A 22569-nucleotide genomic window follows, 5' to 3' on the forward strand; every position below is an offset into this window, starting at 1 on the left:
GGATTGGTGGTGCAAAGGTTTTTTCCTTGGAGGTGGCTATGCTTTTTGGCATTCGGAACCGCATTTTTGCCTTGGTGGTAGTGCTTCTGTTTTTTGTGGGCATCGTGGTGGGGATCTTCGTGTACCATGCCACGGCCACGCGGGAGGAAACCATCGCCCAGGTGGGCCGCATCATGACGGAGGACGCCAAGGACAAGATCAAGGTGGCCACGCATTCCATGGCCTTGGCCCTGGGCGCTACCTTGAAGGGCGTCACTGATCCGGCGGTTCAGCAGGAGCGCATCAATGCCCTGGTGGACCCCATCCGCTTTGAAGCCGATCAGTCCGGCTATTATTTTGTGTACCGCAATACCACCGTGGTGCGGGTCCCGCCCAAGCCGGAGCTCACAGGCAAGGACTTGGGGGAGGCCAAAGACGTGCACGGCAAATTCTTTGTTCGCGAACTCCAGAAGATGGCCCAGGCTGGGGGTGGTTTTGTGGAATACGTCTTCGCCAAGCCTGGCAAGGGGGACCAACCCAAACTCGGCTACGCGGAGCAGATCCCGGGCACGGACCTGTGGGTGGGCACTGGGGTGTATATCGATAACGTCGTCGATGCCCAGGCTGCCATGGCCGAAGAGCTGCGAGCAGGCTCCCGGCGCGCCCTCATGACGGTGCTTGGCATCGTTGCCGCTGGGCTGGCGCTCATCATCCTGCCACTGACATTGTGGCTGATCCGCTCCATCACCCGGCCCATCGCGCGCATGACGCTCATGCTCAAGGACATCGCCGAGGGCGAAGGCGACTTGACGCGCCGGCTGACCGACACTTCAGGTACCGAAACCCAGGTGCTGGCGGAATACTTCAACCATTTCGTCTCCCGGGTGCACGACATCGTGCGCGACGCCGCCGGAAATGCCCGGGCCTTGGCCGGCGCAGCGGAGAATCTGCTGCAGCTTTCCCGCGGACTTCGGGATAATTCTGAGACCATGAACACCAAGACCGATCTGGTGGCTGCGGCCACGGAAGAGATGAGCGCCAACATGCGTTCCGTGGCCTCGGCCATGGAGGAGTTTTCGGTGAACATCACCACCGTGGCCACAGCAGCGGAAGAGATGAGCGCCACCATCGGCGAGATCGCCGCCAGCGCCACCAAAGCCAAGGGCATCGCCGGCGATGCCGTGGCCAAGGCGGCACAGGCGTCGTCGCGGGTGGGGGAGTTGGGTGTTGCTGCCGAAGAGATCGGCAAGGTCACAGAAGCCATCATGGCCATCTCGTCCCAGACCAATCTCCTTGCCCTCAACGCCACCATCGAGGCGGCCCGGGCGGGCGAGGCAGGCCGGGGCTTTGCGGTGGTGGCCAATGAAATCAAGGAACTCGCCCAGCAGACCGCCAAGGCCACCGAAGAGATCCGCCAGCGCATCGATGGCATCCAAAACGCCACGGGACTGACGGTGCATGACATCCAGGCCGTGACCCAGGTCATCCACGACGTGGACAACATCGTCGGCACCATTGCCGCGGCAGTGGAAGAACAGAGCGTCACCACCCGGGATATTGCCGACAACGTGGGCCAGGCGGCCGCCGGGGTGCAGGAAGTCAACGAAAATGTCGCCCAGGCGCAAACCGCCACGGGCGAGATTGCCCGCGACGTGGTCGGGGTGAGTGAAGAGTCCGCCAAGATTGCGGGCAACGCCAGTACGGTACAGGAAAGCGCTGAGATGCTCGCTACCTTGGCGGAGCGGCTGCGGGGCCTGGTGGGACAGTTCAAGATCTAGATGCGTATCTATCTGGTGGGCGGGGCGGTTCGGGATCTATTCCTCGGCCGCCCTGTGCAGGACCGCGACTATGTGGTGGTGGGCGGCTCCGAGGCAGAGCTTATGCGCCGCATCCCCGGGCTCACCAGGGTCGGCCGTCGCGAGCCGGTATGGGTGCGGCAGGGCGAGGAATATACCTTGGCCCCGGAGGCGGACATCCACGCCAACCTTGCCTCCCGCGATCTCACCATCAACGCCCTGGCCCTGGACGAAGACGGGCAGGTGATCGCCCTGCCTGGGGCCATGGAGGACCTTTCCGCCCGGGTGCTGCGGCCGGTGGCCGCGGCCAATATCCTGGCCGATCCCGTGCGCTTGGTGCGTGCGGCCCGCTTTGCCGCCCAGTTTCCGGATTTTCGCGTGGATGTGTCCTGGGAAGAGATTGCCCGAGCCATGCCCGAGGCGGCCCTGGGTGCGGTGGCGGCGGAGCGGGTTGGGGCGGAGGTGCGCAAAGTCTGCGCGGCCCCGGCGCCGGGGCGGTTTCTGCGCCTTGCCGCTGCCTGGGGCGGGCTCCCGCCGTGGTGCGCCATCTGGCATGCTGCGGCCAGCATCCCGGCAGGCCCCAAACCGTACCATCAGGAAAGTCTCCTCGAACATACAGCCCAGGTCATGGACGCCTGCGCCGGAGATCCTCTGGCCGTATGGATGGCCCTCACCCACGATATGGGCAAGACCGCCACACCGAAAGAGTTCTGGCCCCGGCATCATGGGCATGAGCGCCGCGGCGAAACCTTGGCCCGTGAGTGGGGGCGCAGGCTGCGTCTGCCTTCAGCGTGGATTCAGGCCGGGGCGCTGGCGGCGCGGTGGCACATGGCCGCAGCGCGGTATGCGGAGCTCAAGGCAGCCACCCGGGTGCGGCTGGTCACGGAGTTTGCGCGTTCTGGGCTCCTTGTGCCGTTTGCCCGGCTCGTGCAGGCCGATCACGGCCTGGATGTGCGGGAGTGGATGGAGGAAGACGCTCGTCGCATCCAGGCCGTGCGCTTGCCGGTGCATCTGCAGGGGCTTGGGAAAAAGAGCGGCGAGGTGTTGCACGCCCTGCGCTGCGCCGCCCTTGCCCCCATCAGCCAAGAAAGCCGCTCATCAGGTAGATGCTGAGCATCAGCCCCATGAAGGCCACGGTGGCGTTGACGAGGAGCCCCCACGAGCGCTGGTACCCTGGGGGAATTTCTCCAGGAGTCAGGCTTTGCAGGACCTTGCGATGTTGCGCCAGCGAGAGCACGGCCACGACCACGCCCAGGAGGATGAACCCCTGGCCTCCCACGAAGGAAAGGCCCCGCTGCATGGGGGAAGTGGTCTCCTGGGCGTAGATGCTCAAAAACAGTCCAAAACGCTCCACGGCAAAACCAAAGGCCATGAGCGAGATGGAGGTGCGGTTCCAGGCCATGAGGGTCCGCTCGGCGGCGAGGAGCACCCGTGGGTCGTGCAGGTCGGACATCACCGCCTCCGTTTATGAGGTCCGCTTGCGGGCGTGCATGGGGATGTAGTCCCGTTGGGCTGGCCCCATATAGATTTGCCGGGGCCGATGGATGCGGGCATTGGGGTCTTGGAATTGCTCATGCCAATGGGCGATCCAGCCCGGCATGCGGCCCATGGCGAACATCACCGGGAACATGTTGGTGGGGATCCCCAAGGCGCGCAGGATGATGCCGGAGTAGAAGTCCACGTTGGGGTAGAGCTTGCGCTCCACGAAATAGTCGTCGGACAGGGCGATGTCTTCCAGTTCTTGGGCGATTTCCAGGAGGTCATCCTGGACGTTGAGGGACGTGAGCAGGCGTTTGGCTGCGGCCTTGAGGACTTTCGCCCGGGGATCGAAGTTCTTGTAGACGCGGTGTCCAAAGCCCATGAGCCGAAATTCCTTGCGTTTGGCCCGCTCCACACATTCGCGCACGGAAAGGTCGCCGTCGCGGATCTGTTCGAGCATGGTCAAGACTGCGGAATTGGCCCCGCCGTGGAGGCGGCCCCAGAGGGCGGAAACCCCTGCAGACACCGAGGCAAAAAGGTTCGCCTCGCTGGAGCCCACCATGCGCACCGTAGAACACGAGCAATTCTGTTCGTGGTCCGCGTGCACCAGCAAAAAGAGCGATAGGGCGCGCAGGGCCTCTGGGGTGGGGGTATACTCGCGGTAGGGAACGGAAAACATCATGTGGAGGAAGTTTTCGCAGTAGGAGCGGCGAGGGTCAGGATAGATAATCGGTAATCCCCGCGACTTGCGATAACTGAAGGCCGCGATGGTGCGCACCTTGCTGATGAGTTTGGCCACGGCCTGGCGGAATTCTTCATCAGAGCGGATTTCCAGGAGATCGGGGTAGTAGGTGCCCAGGGAATTGATGACCGCCGCCAGGATGGCCATGGGGTGGCCATTGGGGGGAAAGCCATCGAAATGATGGAGCAGGTCCTCATGGAGCAGGGCTTGATCCCCGAGCATGGTGCGGAATTCGGCCCGCTCTTCTTTGGTGGGCAGTTCGCCAAAGATGAGCAGCATGGCAGTTTCCACGAAGGAGCTGTATTCCGCCAACTGTTCGATAGGATAGCCCCGGTAGCGGAGGATGCCTTTTTCGCCGTCCACGAAGGTGATGGTGCTCGTGCACGCACCGGTGTTGGCGTAGCCCGGATCCAGGGTGATGACCTTTGCCCGGGAGCGGAGCGAGCTGATATCGATAGCCACTTCTCCTTCCGTTCCCCGCACGATGGGGAGCTCGTAAGTTTGGCCGTCTATGGTCAAGGTTGCTGTATCTTGCATGGATGCTCCTTTATGGTTGGGATGGCACACCAAAAATACCGCGGCCCCGGCTCTGGGGCCGCTTTCTGGAAAGCGGTGCTAGCAAAGCGGGGCGGTGGCCGTCAAAGGCGGCGGCCAGGTGTTAGGCCTGGGGTTCCCATTCCCACAGACACAGGCGCATGAGCACCACTTCTTCGTCGTAGTTGTGGGTGACGGTGAAGCCAAAGCGCTTGGCAAGACCGATCATGGCCTTGTTGTGGGGAAGGGTTTGGCCTTCCAGATACTTGGTCCCCCGGCTCTTGCAGTAGCGGATCATCTTTTCAAAGAGCAGGGACCCCAACCCGGTACCCTTCATGTCCGAGCGCACGATGATGGCGAACTCGGCAACGGAATTGTCCGGCTTGGTGGAGGTGCGTACCACGCCTAGGGTTTCCGGTTTGCCGTCCACGGTACGGGTGGCGATGAAGGCCATTTCCCGGTCGTAGTCGATCTGGGTGAACTTGGGCATGTCGTCGAGGACGAAGTGCTGCACGAGGCCAAAGAACCGCAGGCGCAGATCTTCTTCCGAGAGGCGGTGGATGAACTCCAGGTGCGCCACGGCGTCTTCGGGGCGGATGGGGCGCAAAAGCACCTTGGCTCCATCTTTGAGCCGCGCGCATTCTTCGAGCTCCCGCGGGTAGGGGCGGATGGCCAGGCGCTGCGGCCCTGCGATGGTGGGCTCGGCGATGGTGATGCGGGCGCCCAGGGCGAGGACACCTCTATCGTCGGCAAAAAGGGGATTGATCTCCAGGGCCTGGATGTGCGGCAGATCGATGAGCATTTGGCTCACTTGGATGAGGGCGAGGCAAATATCGTCCAGGTCTGCGCCGGGATGGCGCGGAGAGCCTTGGAGCAGGCGGTAGATGCGGGTGCCGCGCATGAGCTCGCGGGCGAGGCTCATGTTGAGAGGCGGCAGGGTCATGCTTTGGTCGTCGATGACTGCCGCCGCCACGCCGCCGTGGCCAAAGGCGATGACTGGGCCGAAAGTGGGGTCGGTGAAGGCGCTGATGATGAGTTCGTGGGCCCCGTGGCGGCGCCCCATCTTTTGCACCGTGAAGCCTTCGATATAGGCATTGGGGACTTGGGCGTGCACCCGGGCCGCCATGTTGGCCGCGGCCTCGAACACCAGATCCGGGGTGGTCAGGTCCAGGGCCAATCCGCCCACCGCATAGGGGTGTTCGATCTGCGGCGAGCGGATCTTGAGGGCCACAGGATAGCCGATTTCCGCGGCGGCTCCCACGGCCTCGGCCGCCGAGGTGCAGATGCGGGTGGGCACCACGGGAACGCCGTAGGCCTCGAGCACGTCCCGGGCTTCTTCCTCGGTCAGGCGGCTTCGATCTTGGTCCAAGGCGGCGCGGATAATGCGCTCCGCCCGCTCCGTGTCGGGGAAGAAGTCCGTGGGCAGCGAATCTGGAGTCTGCATGAGGATCTGCTGGGTGCGGCGGTAGGCGAGCATGTGGAGATAGGCATGCACGGCCTTGCCCGGCCGGTCGAACACGGGGATGCCTGCCTCGTCGAAGATCGGCTTGGCTTCGCGCATGGTCTCCTCCCCCAACCAGGCGGCCAGGATGAGACAGCGGGTGGTCTTGGCCATTTGGGCTACGGCCTGGGCCACGGCTGTGCTGTCCACGCCTTGAAAAGGCACGTGGATGACGAGCACGCATCCCACATCTTTGCTTTTGAGCAGCGTCCCCAGGGTTTGTTCATAGATGTCCGCGCCCGCAGTGGCCGGCAGGGTCACCGGATTGTCGGAGCAGCGCTCTGGGCCGAGGATTTCTTCCAGCCGGGCCTGGATGTCTTCGTCGATGGCCGCCAGGGTGCCGCCGCCGTCTTCCAGGATGTCCGAGGCCAAAAGACCGATGCTTTGGCCGTTGGTGACAATGGCCAGGTGACTGCCGCGCAAGGGCTTGTAGTTGGCCAGGGTGCGCGCCCCTTCGAAGAGCGAGTCGATGTCATTGACGCGCACCATGCCGGCGCGGCGGAAGGCGGCGTCATAGATGCGGTCCACTCGGGTCTCGGAGAGGCCGCTGGCCACCTGCCGGATGGAGCAGGGCAGCCGTCGCGGGCGGATGACGAGGATGGGTTTGTTGCGGGCGCTGGCCCGGGCCGCGGACATGAAACGCCGGGCATCCTGAATGGTCTCCACGTAGAGGAGAATGGACTTGGTGGCGGGGTCCGAGCCCAGGTAGTCGAGCACGGAGCTGAAATCCACGTCCAGTTGCCGACCCAGGGAGATGCAATGGGAAAAGCCCACGTTGTTGGCCTTGGCCCAATCGAGAACGGACTCAAAAAGGCTGTCCGACTGGGTGACAAAGGCCACCCGGCCTTCCCGTGCCCCAACGCGGGAAAGGCTGGCATTGACCCCGATGTTGGGGATGATCAGGCCGATACTCTCCGGGCCAAGTACACGGATGCCATGCCGCCGCACCGCAGCGAGGATCCCTTCGTCCAGCTCTGCCCGTACCCGGGCATCCAAGGCGCTGTAGCCAGGGTCCATGAGGATGGCGGCGCGCACCCCGGCTTGCCCCAACTGGTCGAGGATTTGCGGCGCCTGGCCGACGGGAGAGCAGACCACGGCAAGGTCCGGCGTGAGTGGCAGGGATCCGATGGAAGGGTAGGACAGGATGCCAAAGATGGCCTCTTGCACCCCGGACACCGGCAGCACCGGCCCAAGGAAACGGCTGGCCAAGAGATTTTTCATGAGCATGGCGCTCACGGAAGTTTCCTCGCGCGAAGCGCCGATGATGGCAAGGGAGTTGGGCCGCAACAAGGCTTCGAGGTTGGTGACGCTCATCGTCCAAAAATCTCCGTTTACCGAGGATAGCCGTGGATGCTTCCGCTCACGACCGATTTTGACCATTTACCAGAAAAGGGAGGAAAGCCCAAATCTTTTCTTGTATGCCCTATGGCAACGACAAGGCACTTTCTGCGTTTTTTCAATCCCAAGGAGCTGATTTTATGACGGAAAACATCCAGAGTCTCTTGCACGAACAGCGGCAGTTTGCGCCCTTCCAGAACCCTCGTGCCCATATCCCGGACTTGGCCACCTACGAAGAGCACTACCGTCGTGCCGAGGTCGACCCGGAAGGATATTGGGCAGCACGGGCGCGGGAGCTCGTCACCTGGTTCGAGCCCTGGACCAAGGTCCTGGACTATGATTTCAGCGTGCCGCGGGTGGAGTGGTTCCGGGGGGGCAAACTCAATGTGTGCTACAATTGCCTGGACCGCCATGTGCACAACGGCCGCGCCGACAAGACCGCCCTCATCTGGCAGGGTGAGCCCGACGAAGACGTGCGGCACATCACCTATCGCGAGCTCTTGGCCGAGGTCGAGCGCTTTGCCAACGTGCTCAAAAAACTGGGCGTGCATCGCGGCGACCGGGTGGTGCTCTATATGCCCATGATCCCCGAGGCTGCTGTGGCCATGCTCGCCTGCGCCCGCATCGGCGCGCCCCATTCCATCGTCTTTGGCGGTTTTTCGGCGGCGAGCCTGCAGTCCCGGATCCAAGACTGCGAGGCCAAGGTAGTGGTCACCGCCGATGCCGTGCTGCGCGGCGGCCGCAAGATTCCGCTCAAGGCCAATGTGGACGAAGCCCTTGGCGCGTGCCCCTCGGTGACGGCCACGGTGGTGGTGCCGCGCGCCGGGATCGATGTCACCATGGTGGCTGGCCGGGATCATTGGTGGGCCGACCTCATGAAGGATCCTGACGTCGCCGCCTCTTGTCCATGCGAGTCCATGGACGCCGAGGACCTGCTCTTCATCCTCTACACCAGCGGCAGCACCGGCAAACCCAAGGGCGTGGTGCACACCACCGGCGGTTATCTGACCTACGCCGCGCATACCACCCAATGGGTGTTCGACCTCCACGACGACGACATCCATTGGTGCACCGCGGACGTGGGCTGGATCACCGGACACACGTACATCGTGTACGGGCCGCTCACCTTGGGCGCCACCAGCCTGATGTTCGAGGGCGTCCCCTCCTGGCCGGACCCTGCCCGCTTCTGGCAGGTGGTGGAAAAGTTCAAGGTGACCACCTTCTACACCGCGCCTACGGTCATCCGCGCCCTGATGCGCGAAGGCGTGGAGTGGACCACCAAGCACGACCTCTCCTCCCTGCGGGTGCTCGGCAGCGTGGGCGAGCCCATCAACCCCGAGGCCTGGATATGGTACTTCGAGCACATCGGCAAAGGCAAGCTCCCCATCGTGGACACCTGGTGGCAGACGGAGACCGGCGGCATCCTCATTTCCGCCTTGCCCTTTGCCACGCCGCTCAAACCCGGTTCCGCCACCCGCCCCTTGCCCGGGGTCAAGGCCGCCATTGTCACCGCCGAGGGCCAGCCCGCCGGAGTCAACGAGGGCGGCCACTTGGTCATCGAACGGCCCTGGCCCGGCATGCTGCGCGGGGTCTTTGGCGCGCCCGAGCGCTTCAAGAGCCAGTACTTCGAGCGTTTCCCCGGCAAGTACGAGTCCGGTGACGGCGCCCGCGTGGACGAGGACGGCTATTTCTGGATCATGGGGCGGCTCGACGACGTCATCAACGTCTCGGGGCATCGTCTGGGCACAGCGGAGATCGAATCCGCCTTGGTGTCGCATCCTGCCGTGGCCGAGGCCGCGGTGGTGGGCGTGCCGCACGAGATCAAAGGCCAGGCCATCTACGCGTATGTCATTTTGCGCGCCGACGTGGACGAAACTCCGGAGCTGGTGAAGGAGCTGCGCAACCACGTGCGCAAGGAAATCGGCCCACTGGCCGCGCCCGAGGTCATCCAGTTCACCTTGGGCCTGCCCAAGACCCGCAGCGGCAAGATCATGCGCCGGGTGCTGCGCAAGATCACCGCAGGCTCTACCTCCATGGACGACTTCGGCGATACGTCCACCCTGGCCGATCCGTCGGTGATCCAGGACCTCATCGCCGGCCGCAAACGCGTCTGATCTTCCCTCCACACCTCCCAAAGACGCCCCCACGTCTTGGGGACTTCCTCCCGGGGGCCCAAGCGGCCCCCGGTTTTTTCCCTTCAGGCCCCTTCGTTGCCTGGCTCAAATCCGGCCTTGGCAATGGCCGCGCGCACCGCATCCCAGTCGAGATCCTTCGGCGCCTGGAATGTGGCTTCGCCGCGCTCCAGGGACACGGAGATATCCGTGATGCCGGGGATGGCCGACAGGGCCCGGGTGACGGACTGGACACAGTGCTGGCAGCTCATGCCTCCCACGTGAATGCTGGGCATACATACCTCCTGGCAGATTATTCCGGCGCGATGGCCGGGGTGAGGGCAGGGACGATCTTGAGAAAACGCGCGGCCGCCTCGTGGACAAGGCCCTGGACGGCGACGGCCTCGTCGTCTTGGAAGGAGGCGGTAAGGTGTCTCTGGTAGCGGCCGAGGAGTTCTTCAATGACCGCCACATCCACATCCTCCACGGGCAAGAGCAGCACATGGGAGCCTCGGGCCAGCCGCCGCCGAAGACTTGCCTCGGTAAAGCCAAACTCCGGGTAGAGGCATTGGTAGATGGTGCCGCCGGTCATGCCCGAACAGATCCACGGCCCAGGGTCGGCAAGGCAGACCACGCGCCCGCCGGTCATGTATTCGAAGGCGAAGCCTTTAAGGCGGGCCGAGGCCGCCAGATGCCCGCGCTCATCCTCCACAGGACGGGTGATGCGCGCCCCAAACACCACGTCCGCGCCCGAAAGGCGCACGCACGCCCGGGAGTCGGCCATGTTCTGGATGGCGATGAATCCGCCGGTGGCGCCATACGCCAGGGATTTCCCCACGGAGCCGTCCACTCGCTGCCCCAGGATGTTGCGTCCCTTGAGGATGATGGTTTCTCCGCCGCAAGCCCCCTTGGCAATGCCGTCCTGGCCGCCGCCTTCCACCCGCAGCGCAATGCCGTCCACCGCAAAGGCGCCCAGACCATTGCCCGGAATGCTGGCGGCAAGGATGACCTCCGCCCGGCCTTGGGGGCAACTGCCGCGGATGATTTCTCCCGCCAAGGCCGTACCCACGGCGCGGTCCACGGAGCGCACGTACTCTTCGGCATAGCGGATCACCCGGCAGCCTTCTTCCGTGAATCCTGCCCGTACGGTATCGGCGATGACCTTGGTGAGGGTGTTGAGGGGTTTTCGCACCAGCTTAGGCACCGGGCATGCCATAGGCGCGCTGGATACTTCCACCGGGGCAAGAAGGCTGTCGAGTCGGATGCGGTCCATTTCCCGCACTTGGCGCAGGTATTGGGTCGCTCCCACCAGCTCGTGGACCCGGGGAACACCGAGGTCGGCAAGGATGGCGCGGATACCTTCTCCAAGCACCGTAAGATAGCGGGCCAGGCGGTCGGCGGCTTCTTCGGTGTCCAGCGGTTGGAAGGCCTTGAGGCCGCGCTCTCTGGCCTGCTGGAGGTCCTGGATCTGGGTGGAAATGCCGCGCGGACAGCGGTCCTGATGGCAGCGCTCGCAGGCGATGCACCCCACAGCCATAAGGGCTGCGGTGCCCAGACCCACGCGGTTGGCGCCCAGGCAGAGGAGTTTGACCACATCCGCAGCGGAGCGGACCCCGCCATCGGCCCAGATCTCGACCTGTTCCCGCAGCCCGGCCTCCACGAGCCCTGCGTGGGCTTCGCGCACCCCGATCTCCACCGGCAGGCCGACGTATTTCTTGGCGTGTTCCCGCGCCGCGCCAGTACCGCCCTCATAGCCGCTGATATTGATGATATGCGCCCCGGCCTTGGCGATGCCCACGGCAATGGTTGCCACTCCTGGAGTGACCGGGATCTTGACTGAGATGCGGGCCGTGGGGTTGGCGGTTTTGAGTTCGGTAATGATCTGGCACAGATCCTCGATGGAGTAGATGTCGTGGTGGTTGGAGGGCGAAATGAGGGCAATGCCGGGTTGGCAATGCCGCGCCCGGGCCACCATGGGCGTGACCTTGGCCCCGGGCAAATGTCCGCCTTCGCCGGGCTTGGCCCCTTGGCCGATCTTGATCTCGATGAAGGCCGAGGCATTGAGCAGCCGCATGGAGACCCCGAAGCGGCCCGAGGCCACTTGCTGGCCGCGGTTGGGGCCGTAGCGGCCGATCATGTCGTCGATCTCGCCGCCTTCACCGTTCATGCAGATGATACCGACGCGGGCCGCGGCCTCGGCGTAGGCGCGAAAGGACCGCTCGCCCTGAGAGCCGAAAGACATGGCGGCAATGAGCAGCGGCATGGCGTGCTCGCCCACCCGCAGGTCCACCTGGCTCATGGGTATGGGGAGGATCCCCGAAGGCCGCGCAAGTCCCATCAAATGCCGCAGTCCGATGGGGTATTCCTCGTCCAGGGCGGCAAAGGCGTCAGCCATGTGCTGGAACCCTGCCTGGCCGCTGGCAACGGCGTGGATGATGCGGGCGACACGGACGTTGCGTTTGGGAAGGTCGGGCAGTGAGGCCGGGGCCTTCGCCACTTCAAGACGACGAAGGGCAAAGGATTCCATCTCCTCCAGGCCCAGCCCCACTTCCGGATGGGAGCAATGGGCCGGGCAGGCGAGGATCTGCGCCAGTTCTTCCTTGAGGCCGATGGCCCCGAAAATGCGTCCATAGCCGGAGACCGCGTGGATGCCCATGGTGGAGAGCACCTTTTCTACCCCGGCGTGCAGGGCGCGCAGGGTGTTGCCCAGGGCGTGGCCGAGCGCTTCTTCGCTTGCGGCCTGGGCCTCGGCCTGGTGCCAGATGAGGTATGGATTGACCGCCGTGGCGCCAAGCCCGAGGAGCACCATGATGTCATGGAGGTTGCGGATGGCCCCGGAGCGCACCACGATGGACGGCATGGGGAGCTGGTCTTGCCCCGCCCGATGGGTGATCCAGGCCACCGCGAGGGCCGGGTCCATGAACACGCGGCCGTCGTGGAAGCTTCGGCTGTCGTCCAGGAGCACCAGGTGCGCGCCGCGGCCCACTCCGTGGGCGACGTCGTTCCAGATGCGCTCCAGGCATGGCCGGATGCCGTGGTCCGGGTGGAAGGTCGCATCGATAACGACCACGCGGCTTGTGTCCCGGCCGCCGTCGGTCATCAGGTGGAGCACGTGCTCCAGGGTAGCGGTGCCGTGTTCGTGGCAGAGGGTCTCCAGCTGTGCGGCCGAGGTGGCGGATCCGGGAAGCCCGCCGAGCAGGATCGGGGTCGTCAGTTCAAGGCCCAGGGGCGCCGTATGGGTGGCCGGAGAAGCGCCGAGGATGACGGCGGTGGAAAAGTGTTCTGCCTCGCGCTCCCGGTCGATGGCCGGGTTGGTGACCACGGCCACGCTTTCCTTGAGGTAGTCGGCGAGATTGGGCAGGTGCGGGTCCAGGGGGGCAAGGGGGCCTTGGTACCCCAAGGAGCCGATGGGACCCTGGCCGGTGGCAGCCACATGCCGACGCATGCGCTGGTCGTAGGCCGTCCATCCAAAGGCGGCGAGGAGCCCGGTGGCCTCGGCAGGCACGGGCCGGGCCTGGGGCAGGAGCGCAGAGAGCCCTTGAGGAGGAAGTGCCGTTGCCGTGAGGCTTCCCCGGTGGAGGCGGCGGGCGTGTTCCGCCAGGGGGCTTTTGGCCACCCCTTGGTGGACCCGTTCTTCCATGGCCCAGACGTCGAGCACCTGGGTGTGGCCGCCGGGACGCAGCTCAAAGGCGATCTTTTCTCCTGGGGCGAGCGGACGCGGGTCGTGCATGGTGGAGAGGACGTCCACGACGCCTTTTTCCGAGGACAAAAAGTATTCGTAGTCCGTCTCCCCGAACCACAAGGGGCGCAGGCCCAGGGCATCGACGCTCCCTACGCAGAGGTTGCCGCAGCGGGCGACCACCGCTGCCGGCCCTTGGGCCGGGGTTGGAAAAAACCAGCGCAGAAGACGGTAGGCCTGGGCCAGAGGTTCGGGGAAAGCATCCGCGAGGCTGGGTACAGGCGGAAACACAGTGGCCATGGCAAGGATCAGGTCCATGCCGCGCTCGTGCACCAGTCCTGCGAGGATGCGGTCGAGATCCTGCGAATCGCTGCCAGCCAGGCTTATGGGCAGCCCGATGGCCTGGGCATGGCGGCGGAGGCGGTCGATGGTGTTGATCTCGCCGTTGTGTCCCAGAAAGAAAAAGGGTTGGGCGCGTTCGGGGGTGGGAAGGGTGTTGGTGGAATACCGACCGTGGCCGAGGGTGATGGCGGATTTGGCCCGTGGGTCGCGAAGATCGGGATATACCTGGGGCAGGAGGTCCGGAGCGCCGCGCAATTTATAGACACAGGTGCTGTGGCTGAGGGAGCAGACGTGGATATGGCTGCTTTCCAGACGGCAGGCCAGGCGAAAGAGTTGGGCCTCGCGGGTTTCCGGTGCGAGTTCGGGCGAAAGCCCTGCCAGTTGCCAAAAGAGCGGGGGATCGTGGCGCGCCCGGGGACCGAGGGCGGCAGGGTCCATGGCGTCGGTGGTCTGGAGGAGCAGGTCGATGCCTGCGGCGGCGAAGGCGTCACGGATTTCTGCCCATACTGCTTGCGCTTCCTTGGTGCGCACGAACAAATGCCCCACGCAAAATCGCGGGCTTTCTGCCAGGTGCGGGGAAAGCCCCGCGCTCTGGAGCCGTTCGGCCCAAATGGCGCGAGGGATATCGGTCTGGACCCCACAGCCGTCCCCTTCGCTGAAGATGTCGCCGGAACGGTGGGCCATGTTTTTGAGGGCGTCGATGGTTTTGACGATATTGGCGTGCGATGGGCGGCCGTGCTTGTCCACAAAGGCGATGAGGGCGCAGGCGTCGCGTTCGGCAACTCGGGTCATGGCAGTCTCCTCGGGAACGGCAATGGATATGAAGATGCCCCATGCCTAGCCTCGCCTGTTCGTGGCCGCAAGCCCTGAAGGGAGTTCCCGTGAAGCGGTGGGAATCCATCCGGTACCGCCACTGCCGCGGCAGCCAACGCCCTTGGCACCGATTCCCGTTGCTGACCAAAAACCCTGCCCGGCAGCCCAGGCGCCCTTGACGCTTCAGGCGATTCGCGCCAGACCCCGGCACTACGCCGTCGTTACGGAAATCTTGTGGCCATCAGGAGAATCCTCATGCCCATTGCCCGAAATGTCCTCGAACTCATCGGCCGCACCCCCATGGTCATGCTCTCGCGCCTTGCCCACGGCTTGCCGGCCCAGGTGGCGGTAAAGCTCGAGTACTTCAATCCCATGGCTTCGGTAAAAGACCGCATTGCCCTGGCCATGATCGAGGCTGCCGAGGCTTCCGGGGAGCTTTTTCCAGGAGCGGTCATCGTGGAGCCCACCAGCGGCAATACCGGCATCGGCCTGGCCTTGGTATGTGCCGTACGCGGCTACCGTCTGATCTTGACCATGCCTGAGTCCATGAGTCTGGAGCGGCGCATGCTCCTTGCCCATATGGGAGCAGAGATCGTACTCACTCCCCGGGCAGAAGGCATGGCCGGGGCGGTGCGCCGCGCCGAAGCCATTGCCCGCGAGCGGCAGGCCTTCATGCCGCGGCAATTCGACAATCCCGCCAATCCCGAAGTCCATAGCCGCACCACGGCGGAAGAAATCTGGGCCGATACCCAGGGGGTCATTGACGTCTTTGTGGCCGGGGTGGGTACCGGCGGTACCCTCACGGGCGTTGCCCGGGCCTTGAAGCCCCGGCGCCCTGGGCTTGTGGCCGTGGCCGTGGAGCCTGAAGAGTCGCCGCTCCTTTCCCAGGGCATTGCCGGCCCGCATCCCATCCAGGGAATTGGGGCCAATTTCGTACCCAAGGTGCTCGACCGGTCGCTGATCGACGAAGTGCTCACCGTCTCTGGGGAAGAAGCCATGGAGACCGCACGGCGCCTGGCCCGGGAAGAGGGCATCGTGTGCGGGATTTCGGCTGGAGCCAATGTGGCCGCGGCCCTGCGTCTGGCTGCCCAGCCTCGCTTTGCGGGCAAATTGGTGGTGACGGTCATCTGCGACACCGGTGAGCGCTATTTGAGTACCCCGCTTTTTGTTTCCAAGGAAAAGAATTCATGAAATCCAAGATCAATGGTAATTCGGTCCTGAGCCAGGTGGTGGATGCCTTGTGCGCCCCGCAGTCCTACCAGGGGGTGTATCACGAGCCTTCTTTCGGCTCTCCCATGCCTTCGGTGGATGCCTTGGCCGAAACGGTGGAGCGTCTGCGCTCGATTTTGTTTCCCGGATACTTCAAGGAACCCTTCATCACGCCGCGCAACATGGCCTATTTTGTGGGCTCCAAGCTGGAGAAAGTGCGCCGGGAACTCTCCCGGCAGATTGCCCGGGGGTTCTGTTTTTCGTGTACCGAGACCATCTGCAGCAGCGAATGTGAAGACCGGGCCGATGCCCTGGCGGACGCCTTCCTGCTCACCCTCCCCAAAGTGCGCCACCTGCTCGCCACCGACGTGCAGGCCGCCTACGTGGGGGACCCGGCGGCCAAAAGCCCAGGCGAGACCATATTCTGCTATCCATCCATCCGGGCCGTCACCAACCAGCGTCTCGCCCATGAGCTCTATCTGTTGGGCGTGCCGCTCATCCCGCGCATCATCACCGAGATGGCCCATTCGGAGACCGGCATCGACATCCACCCCGGCGCACAGATCGGCGAAGGATTCTTCATTGATCACGGTACCGGGGTGGTCATTGGCGAGACCTGCATCATCGGCGCCAATGTCCGCCTGTATCAAGGCGTGACCTTGGGCGCGAAGAGCTTTCCCAAAGATGAGCAAGGGCACTTGGTCAAAGGTATCCCCCGGCATCCCATCGTGGAAGACGATGTGATTATCTACTCCGGCGCCACTGTGTTGGGACGCATTACCATTGGCCGCGGAGCGGTCATTGGCGGCAATATGTGGGTGGTGGAAGACGTGCCCCCTGGCGCGCGGATATTCCGCAAGGAGCCTCATTGAGTTCGTCGCCGCTGTCCTCAAGCCCAAAAAATCATGCCCAGAGGCGCGGAGGGGCTTCTGGGCATGAGGATCAGGGAGCGTTTTTGGGACCGGCTGCCGGGAAGATCAGGCATCCCTCGGCGTGTTATTTACGGGAGCGCAGCAGCTCCAATTGTTCCTGAAGGTACGTGGCCCCTGCCATGTCTCCCCGGTCCTCCAAGGTACGGGCCAGGGACTCCATGGCCTGCAGGGTCAAGGGATGGCGCTCGCCCAAGCGGCGCTGCCGGATTTCCAGACATTGGCGCAGCATGGTCTCTGCCCGCTCCATGTTGCCGAGGCGGCGGTGGACCAGTCCGAGGTTGAAGAGCAGCTGGGCGGTGTCCAAGTGATCCGGCCCTAAGGTGGCCTGCGAGATGTTCAGGGCTTCGGTGAAAAGTTGCATGGCCTCCGAATACTTTTCCTGGGCATAGGCGGCTTGGGCCGCATATCCCGCTGCCACGGCGATATCCGGATGCCCGGCAGGCAGGGCGTACTCCCGCAGTTCCAAGGCACGCTTGAACGAGGCTTCTGCCTGCGCCGGGCGTTTGTTCGCCAGCTGCACCTTGCCCAAGCTCACGAGCGTATCGGCAAAGGGCACTGCCACCGATGGGCCAAGGCCCTGCAAGATCGCCACACTTTGCTGCAGCGTTGCTTCAGCGTCGGCATTCTTGCCTTGCGCGAGCTGCACCTCACCCAAGGCGCCCAAGGCTTGGGCGTAGAGTACTTGGTCCAGATTCCGGGTCATGTCCTGGGCGCGGCGGGCGGCCACCAGGGCATCTTCGGTCTTTCCCGCCTCCAACTCGGCGCGGCTTAGGCGAATGAGCAGTCGGGCAAGGGTGCGATCCTGAGCACCCAAGGCGCGCTCCCGGACCTCCACCGCCCGGGAAAGCATGGAAACCGCCTCGGCACGCAGCCCTTTGCGGCGGTAGAGATCCCCAAGGTTGCCCAAGGTCTCCGCAATATCCGCTGGAGTTCCTCCAGCAGTGCGTTCCCGGATTTCCACGGCCTTGAGGTAGAAATCCTCGGCAGCGGCGTCATTGCCGCGGGCGGCAAAGAGGGTGCCCAGGGCCGAAAGAGTGGTTGCTGTTTCGGGATGGCTCGGCCCCAAAATTTGCTCGCGCAAACGCAGTGCCTCACGCAGGTTCTTTTCCGCGGTATCGTACTGGCCGAGGGCCACCTGGACGATGCCCAGGTTATGCAGGCTCGTGGCCAGGTCGGCGTTTTCCGGCGGAGTCATGGTGCGGGCCACGGCGAGTGCCTCCTGGGCGGAGGCCAGGGCCGCGTCATAGGCGGCCTGGTTGTAGAGCTCGAGGGTGCGGGTGTTGAGGGCAAGCCATTGGGGGGACGAGGCCGAGGGCCCCTTGGTGGTGGCACACGCGCCCAGGGCCACAAGGAGCAGGGCAAAGATCACCGTCGTGAAGCGCATCGCCGTTTTCCTTATCCTTGGGTTGAGGGAATTCCCAATTCCTCCAGTCGGGCGAGGCCGTCTTCTTCCGGCCCTACCAAGTCCTGGTAGGTCTCCCGGCGGCGGATGAGCAGGTGCTTGTCTTCGTGCACCAGCACCTCCGCCACCCGGGGGCGGGAATTGTACTGGGAGGACATGACAAAGCCATACGCCCCGGCAGAGAACACCGCCAGGAGGTCTCCTGGGGCGACCATCGGGATCTCCCGATTCTTGGCAAGAAAATCGCCGGACTCGCAAATGGGCCCGACGATATCCGCCACCAAGGGCGGCGCGTCCGGCCGCTCGGTGACCGGAGCGATGCGGTGGTAGGAGCCGTACAGGGATGGCCGCACCAGATCGTTCATGCCCGCATCCACGATGACGAAGTGTTTTTCCCCGTTTTGTTTGAGGTATTGCACCTCGGTGACCAAGATCCCGGTATTGCCGGCAATGACCCGGCCGGGTTCGAGAATGATGGTGAGATCGGTCCCCTGGACCGCTTGGGCCACCGCTGCCCCGAGTTCCGTGGGGTGCGGGGGCTCTTCGGCGTTGTAGGTGATGCCGAGGCCGCCGCCCAGATCGAGATAGCGCAAAGAGATCCCTCGGGCGACAAGTTGACGGTAAAAGTCCATGAGCCGGTCGAGGGCTTCGATGAAGGGAGAGAGCTGGGTGAGCTGGGAGCCGATGTGGCAATCCAAGCCCACGGGCTCCACGCCGGGGAGCTTTTGCGCAAGCGTGTAGGCGGCGAGGGCTTCGTCCATGGGCAGGCCGAACTTGTTTTCCCGAAGGCCGGTGGAGATGTAGGGGTGGGTCTTGGGATCCACATCCGGATTGATACGCAGACTGATGCGGGCGGTTTTCCCAAGGCTGGAAGCCATCTCGCTGATGCGCTCAAGCTCCTGCACGGACTCCACGTTGAAGAGCAGGATGCCTGCCAGCAGGGCCTCGTGGATCTCGTGGCGTTTTTTGCCAACCCCAGAGTACACAATGCGTTCCGCAGGCACCCCGGCGCGCAAGGCCCGGAAGAGCTCCCCGCCGGAGACGATATCCACCCCTGCCCCGGCCTGGGCCAAAAGGCGCAGGATCGCCAGGTTGGAATTGGCCTTCACGGAGTAGCAGGTGAGATGCGGCACGCCGGCAAAGGCGCTGTCCATGGCCTGATAGTGGCGAAGCCAGGTGGAGGCGGAGTAGATGTAGAGCGGCGTGCCGTACTCCGCCACGAGCTCTGGCACGGGGATGTCTTCGGCATGAAGAACGCCATGATGGAAATGAAAATGGTGCATCGGAGATTCCTCGTTTTACGGTTCGATAGTGATGACCGGGGAGAGGGCTGGAGGGAGCGTGGCAAAGGTATTGTCCACGCCTACACGCAGCCGAAAAGTCTCGGGGAGGTTGAGGCCGCATACGCGCAGCACGTAGCTGTTCTCCTGCCGCCGCACCCCTGAGTCGTACGGGGAAATTTGGCGCACCATGGTCGGCGCAAAGGGACAGGTGGGGCAGCCATCCGTTTCCACCTCCAGGCGGAAGAACTCCACATTGGCCAGATTGCCGCCTACTTTGACGGCGATCCACAGGCAGGGCCCATCCCGGCGGGCCTCAATGGTGTCCACGAACACCTGTTCTTCCTGCGCCTGGGGCTTGGGCCATTCTTTTTTCCCACACCCCACCACAGAAGCCGCCAGCAGGAGAAACACAAGCGCCATTTGAGTGCGGTACATGATCACGGGGTCGTCTCCACAAGATGTTTCCAGCGTGTCACAAGCGCCAGGGCCTCATCCGGCGCGATGGACGCAAGCGAAAGGGCCTGCAGCTCACGCAGTACAGGATGGGGAGATGGCTGGGAAGGAGCATCGGTGAAGCGCAGCGGGGTGCAGCTCACGGTCTTTTTCCCTCGGGCTTCCAACTGCCGCAGGATTTCTTTGGCCCGTTGGATGACCGGCGCAGGCACTCCCGCGAGCCGCGCCACCTCGATGCCGTAGCTGCGATCCGACGGCCCTGGGACGAGGCGGTGCAGAAAGATGATTTCTCCTTTCCATTCCTTGATGGCCATAGTGCAGTTCTGCACCCCGGGCAAGCTGGCCTCGAGGGCGGTGAGCTCATGGTAATGGGTGGCAAACAGGGTGCGGATGCCGCCGTGGCGCCGCATGAGCTCTTCCGCCACGGCCCAGGCAAGGGACATGCCGTCAAAGGTGCTCGTACCCCGGCCGATCTCATCCAAAATGACCAACGAACGTCGGGTGGCCTGCCGCAGGATGCGGGCGGTCTCGATCATCTCCACCATGAAGGTGGAGTACCCTTGGGCGAGATTGTCCGAGGCGCCGACCCGGGAAAAGATGCGGTCACACAGGCCGATGCGGGCGCTGGCGGCCGGGACGAAGCTGCCGATCTGGGCAAGGATGCAGGCAATGGCGGTTTGCCGCAGAATGGTGGACTTTCCCGCCATGTTGGGACCGGTGATGAGGAGCATCCGGGTGGGGTCTTCCAGGCGGATGTCGCTGGGGATGGTATTTCCCCGTCCCACGGCCGCCTCCACCACCGGATGTCGGCTTTGCCTCAGGACAATGTCCATGCCCTCGTGGATCTCCGGACGACACCAGCCGTGACGCAGCGCTGCCTCGGCCAAGGACTGGGCCACGTCCAGCCGGGCCAGGCGATCGGCCTGGGCGGTGAGGCGGGGGTGCCATTTTGCCAAGGTGGCGCGAAGTTCGGTGAAGAGTTCGTACTCCCGGGCCTTGCGCGCTTCGCAGGCCCCGAGGATGCGCTCTTCCAGTTTTTTGAGCTCGTCGGTGATGTAGCGCTCTGCGGTGGCCAGGGTTTGGCGGCGGATGAAATGGGCAGGGGCGCTGTCCGCCTGGGCACGGGAGAGCTCGAAATAATACCCGAACACCCGGTTGTACCCGAGCTTCAACTTGGGCAGGGCACTGCGCTCCTGCTCCTCCTGCAGCAGCCGGCCCAAGGCCTCTTCTCCGTGCTCCGAGAGCTCGAGGAGTTCGTCGAGACGGGGATCGAACCCGGAGCGGAAAATCCCGCCCTCGGTGATGAGCGCCGGCGGGTTGTCGGCCAGGGCGCGGGTGAGCAGGTCCGCGGCCTCGGCCAGATCGTCCCAGTGGTGCTCGATGGTCGCAAGCTCTTCCGGGAGCGGCTGCAGGCGGGCAAGCCATCCTCGCAGGCGGGGGAGAATCGTCAGCGTGTGACGGAGGGCCGCCAGATCTCGAGGGTTGGTGCGGTTCATATGGATGCGGGTGGCCAGCCGCTCCAGATCGTAGACGTCGTCCAAAAGCCGCGCCAAGGCTTGGCGCTCCTGGTCGTGGTCACGAAGAAACGCCACCGCATCGAGCATGCGCTCGATGGGCGCTTGGTCGCGCCACGGTTGGCGCAGCCTTGCGGCCAAAAGCCGCGCCCCCATGGGCGTGCGGGTGGCGTCCAGGAGGTGCCACAGGGTGCCCTTGCCTTTACGGCCGTCGAGGGTGCGAAAGATTTCCAGATTACGGGTGGTGAGGTCGTCGATGAGGAGCCCTGCCCGGATGTCCACAGGAGAAAACGGCTGCAGGTGGGTCGCAGGGCAGCGGTGGGTCATCTCCAGATAGCTCAAAAGCGCCCCACAGCAGCGCGTCAGCTGCGGCGTATCCTCTAAATCCAAGGCGCTGAGCGAGGCCACGCGCTGCGCGCTCTTCACCCGTTCTGCGGCAGATGCCAGGTCAAAATGGGCCAGCGGCCACCGGGTGATCCGACGGGCGGCAATGCCGGGGGGAAGCGGCGTCTGCTGCCGATCCGGCACGAGGATTTCCCGCGGCTCGATCTTGCTCAGCCAGGCCAGTACCGTGTCGGCGTCTTTGGCGGCAACCCCGCTCCACTGGCCGGTGGAAACATCGGCCCAGGCCACGGCAGCGCCATCGTCCTCGACGAGGACTGCGGCGAGAAAATTGGCGCTCTCCGCTTCCAGGCTGGCGTCTTCCACCACAGTACCCGGGGTGAGGACCCGGGTCACTTCCCGCCGCACCAGACCCTTGGCCTGGCGCGGGTCTTCCACTTGATCGCACACCGCGATGCTGTAGCCGCGCTCGAGGAGAATCCGGGAGTATTCATGCAAGGCATGATGAGGAATGCCGCACATGGGCACCGGATGTTCCGCATGAGGGTTGCGGCTGGTGAGCGCAATTTGAAGTTCTCGTGCCGCAATTTCCGCGTCTTCAAAGAAGAGCTCAAAAAAGTCGCCCATGCGAAAAAAGAGCAGCGCCTCGGGGTACTGCGCCTTGACCCCCAGGTACTGCTCCATCATGGGCGTCATCTTGGTTTGGGTCATAGAGAGACAACAAAGCGCCGGACACCCCAAGAGCGCGGAGCATCCGGCGCAGGATGGTTAGGCTGCGGACTCGGCATCGGGAGCGATGGACGATTCTTCTGCAGAAGTGGAGAGTGGGCGATGGGCCGCCACTTGGGCTTCCAACTCGGCCACCTGCTTTTTCAGGGCGCGAACCTGCCCGGCAAGACGCACCCGCTCCAAGAAGAAATAGAGCGTGCACAAAACCGCGCCCACCAGGAATGCGGTGAGAATAGTGATGTAATACGGCGTTCCAGGCATCTGGATATGAACACCGAATGCAGACAAACTCAAAGAGAGCTCCTGCATCAGGGCGTCATGATTTTGGACCACGAAGAGCATGGAGAGAAAAAAGAGGAGCACCAGACCAAGGACTTTGAGATACCGCATA

Annotated in this window: 15 protein-coding genes; 5 read left to right on the forward strand and 10 right to left on the reverse strand. The window is 64.0% G+C overall.

The genetic code is table 11. The features are described 5' to 3' along the window. Positions 1 to 38: 38 nt before the first annotated feature. Both QMF81_RS06985 and QMF81_RS06990 read left to right on the forward strand, forming a co-directional pair. Positions 39 to 1757 (forward strand): methyl-accepting chemotaxis protein, encoded by a 1719-nt coding sequence (locus QMF81_RS06985; protein WP_281750034.1) that lies wholly within the window; start codon positions 39 to 41, stop codon positions 1755 to 1757. Then, entirely contained in the window at positions 1758 to 2888 is a 1131-nt protein-coding gene (locus QMF81_RS06990) for an HD domain-containing protein (protein WP_281750035.1), read from the forward strand. Here the strand turns inward: QMF81_RS06990 and QMF81_RS06995 are convergent. The 3 genes from QMF81_RS06995 to QMF81_RS07005 all read right to left on the reverse strand — a co-directional run bounded on the left by QMF81_RS06995 (position 2854) and on the right by QMF81_RS07005 (position 7345). Then, positions 2854 to 3228: a DUF202 domain-containing protein gene (locus QMF81_RS06995; protein WP_281750036.1), complete on the reverse strand. Its 375-nt coding sequence runs from the start codon at positions 3226 to 3228 to the stop codon at positions 2854 to 2856. The two genes, QMF81_RS06990 and QMF81_RS06995, sit on opposite strands and share 35 nt — an antisense overlap. Positions 3229 to 3240: 12 nt before the next feature. Further along, the gene (locus QMF81_RS07000) at positions 3241 to 4533 is read right to left on the reverse strand and encodes a citrate synthase (RefSeq protein ID WP_281750037.1); all 1293 of its coding nucleotides are present in this window, start codon (positions 4531 to 4533) and stop codon (positions 3241 to 3243) included. A 121-nt stretch (positions 4534 to 4654) separates the two neighbouring features. Continuing rightward, positions 4655 to 7345, reverse strand: coding sequence for a bifunctional acetate--CoA ligase family protein/GNAT family N-acetyltransferase (locus QMF81_RS07005; RefSeq protein ID WP_281750038.1), 2691 nt, complete (start codon positions 7343 to 7345; stop codon positions 4655 to 4657). A 164-nt stretch (positions 7346 to 7509) separates the two neighbouring features. Between QMF81_RS07005 and acs the strand changes: the two genes are divergently transcribed. Then, positions 7510 to 9483, forward strand: coding sequence for an acetate--CoA ligase (acs, locus tag QMF81_RS07010; protein WP_281750039.1), 1974 nt, complete (start codon positions 7510 to 7512; stop codon positions 9481 to 9483). A gap of 83 nt (positions 9484 to 9566) precedes the next feature. On the opposite strand, the gene QMF81_RS07015 is transcribed toward acs, so the two are convergent. Further along, positions 9567 to 9776, reverse strand: coding sequence for a heavy metal-associated domain-containing protein (locus tag QMF81_RS07015; RefSeq protein ID WP_281750040.1), 210 nt, complete (start codon positions 9774 to 9776; stop codon positions 9567 to 9569). A 17-nt stretch (positions 9777 to 9793) separates the two neighbouring features. Then, positions 9794 to 14293 (reverse strand): glutamate synthase-related protein, encoded by a 4500-nt coding sequence (locus QMF81_RS07020; protein ID WP_281750041.1) that lies wholly within the window; start codon positions 14291 to 14293, stop codon positions 9794 to 9796. Between the two features lie 276 nt (positions 14294 to 14569). Here QMF81_RS07020 and cysK point away from each other — a divergent pair, with 276 nt between their 5' ends. Both cysK and epsC read left to right on the forward strand, forming a co-directional pair. Further along, the gene (gene cysK / locus QMF81_RS07025) at positions 14570 to 15505 is read left to right on the forward strand and encodes a cysteine synthase A (RefSeq protein WP_281750042.1); all 936 of its coding nucleotides are present in this window, start codon (positions 14570 to 14572) and stop codon (positions 15503 to 15505) included. Beyond that, positions 15502 to 16395 carry a serine O-acetyltransferase EpsC gene (epsC, locus tag QMF81_RS07030; protein WP_281750043.1) on the forward strand — a complete coding sequence of 298 codons (894 nt, stop codon included), beginning with the start codon at positions 15502 to 15504 and terminating at the stop codon, positions 16393 to 16395. The genes cysK and epsC overlap by 4 nt, the downstream gene beginning before the upstream one ends. A gap of 124 nt (positions 16396 to 16519) precedes the next feature. On the opposite strand, the gene QMF81_RS07035 is transcribed toward epsC, so the two are convergent. The 5 genes from QMF81_RS07035 to QMF81_RS07055 are packed head-to-tail and all read right to left on the reverse strand — an operon-like array spanning position 16520 to position 22568. After that, entirely contained in the window at positions 16520 to 17839 is a 1320-nt protein-coding gene (locus QMF81_RS07035; protein WP_281750044.1) for a tetratricopeptide repeat protein, read from the reverse strand. An 11-nt stretch (positions 17840 to 17850) separates the two neighbouring features. Beyond that, entirely contained in the window at positions 17851 to 19140 is a 1290-nt protein-coding gene (gene lysA / locus QMF81_RS07040; protein WP_281750045.1) for a diaminopimelate decarboxylase, read from the reverse strand. A gap of 15 nt (positions 19141 to 19155) precedes the next feature. After that, positions 19156 to 19575 (reverse strand): hypothetical protein, encoded by a 420-nt coding sequence (locus QMF81_RS07045; protein WP_281750046.1) that lies wholly within the window; start codon positions 19573 to 19575, stop codon positions 19156 to 19158. A gap of 2 nt (positions 19576 to 19577) precedes the next feature. Next, on the reverse strand, positions 19578 to 22160 hold the full coding sequence (mutS, locus tag QMF81_RS07050; protein ID WP_281750047.1) for a DNA mismatch repair protein MutS: 2583 nt from the start codon (positions 22158 to 22160) through the stop codon (positions 19578 to 19580). Between the two features lie 57 nt (positions 22161 to 22217). Continuing rightward, complete coding sequence (locus QMF81_RS07055; RefSeq protein ID WP_281750048.1) at positions 22218 to 22568, reverse strand: LapA family protein; 351 nt, start codon at positions 22566 to 22568, stop codon at positions 22218 to 22220. Position 22569: the final 1 nt, after the last annotated feature.

Source organism: Thermodesulfomicrobium sp. WS (assembly GCF_027925145.1).
Classification (GTDB): Bacteria; Desulfobacterota; Desulfovibrionia; order Desulfovibrionales; family Desulfomicrobiaceae; genus Thermodesulfomicrobium.

What these genes read in the sequence shown, in the direction of transcription:
- QMF81_RS06985 (WP_281750034.1), top strand. Translation starts at nt 39, where the DNA reads ATGCTTTTTGGCATTCGGAACCGCATTTTTGCCTTGGTGGTAGTGCTT.
- QMF81_RS06990 (WP_281750035.1), top strand. Translation starts at nt 1,758, where the DNA reads ATGCGTATCTATCTGGTGGGCGGGGCGGTTCGGGATCTATTCCTCGGC.
- QMF81_RS06995 (WP_281750036.1), bottom strand. Translation starts at nt 3,228, where the DNA reads ATGTCCGACCTGCACGACCCACGGGTGCTCCTCGCCGCCGAGCGGACC.
- QMF81_RS07000 (WP_281750037.1), bottom strand. Translation starts at nt 4,533, where the DNA reads ATGCAAGATACAGCAACCTTGACCATAGACGGCCAAACTTACGAGCTC.
- QMF81_RS07005 (WP_281750038.1), bottom strand. Translation starts at nt 7,345, where the DNA reads ATGAGCGTCACCAACCTCGAAGCCTTGTTGCGGCCCAACTCCCTTGCC.
- acs (WP_281750039.1), top strand. Translation starts at nt 7,510, where the DNA reads ATGACGGAAAACATCCAGAGTCTCTTGCACGAACAGCGGCAGTTTGCG.
- QMF81_RS07015 (WP_281750040.1), bottom strand. Translation starts at nt 9,776, where the DNA reads ATGCCCAGCATTCACGTGGGAGGCATGAGCTGCCAGCACTGTGTCCAG.
- QMF81_RS07020 (WP_281750041.1), bottom strand. Translation starts at nt 14,293, where the DNA reads ATGACCCGAGTTGCCGAACGCGACGCCTGCGCCCTCATCGCCTTTGTG.
- cysK (WP_281750042.1), top strand. Translation starts at nt 14,570, where the DNA reads ATGCCCATTGCCCGAAATGTCCTCGAACTCATCGGCCGCACCCCCATG.
- epsC (WP_281750043.1), top strand. Translation starts at nt 15,502, where the DNA reads ATGAAATCCAAGATCAATGGTAATTCGGTCCTGAGCCAGGTGGTGGAT.
- QMF81_RS07035 (WP_281750044.1), bottom strand. Translation starts at nt 17,839, where the DNA reads ATGCGCTTCACGACGGTGATCTTTGCCCTGCTCCTTGTGGCCCTGGGC.
- lysA (WP_281750045.1), bottom strand. Translation starts at nt 19,140, where the DNA reads ATGCACCATTTTCATTTCCATCATGGCGTTCTTCATGCCGAAGACATC.
- QMF81_RS07045 (WP_281750046.1), bottom strand. Translation starts at nt 19,575, where the DNA reads ATGTACCGCACTCAAATGGCGCTTGTGTTTCTCCTGCTGGCGGCTTCT.
- mutS (WP_281750047.1), bottom strand. Translation starts at nt 22,160, where the DNA reads ATGACCCAAACCAAGATGACGCCCATGATGGAGCAGTACCTGGGGGTC.
- QMF81_RS07055 (WP_281750048.1), bottom strand. Translation starts at nt 22,568, where the DNA reads ATGCGGTATCTCAAAGTCCTTGGTCTGGTGCTCCTCTTTTTTCTCTCC.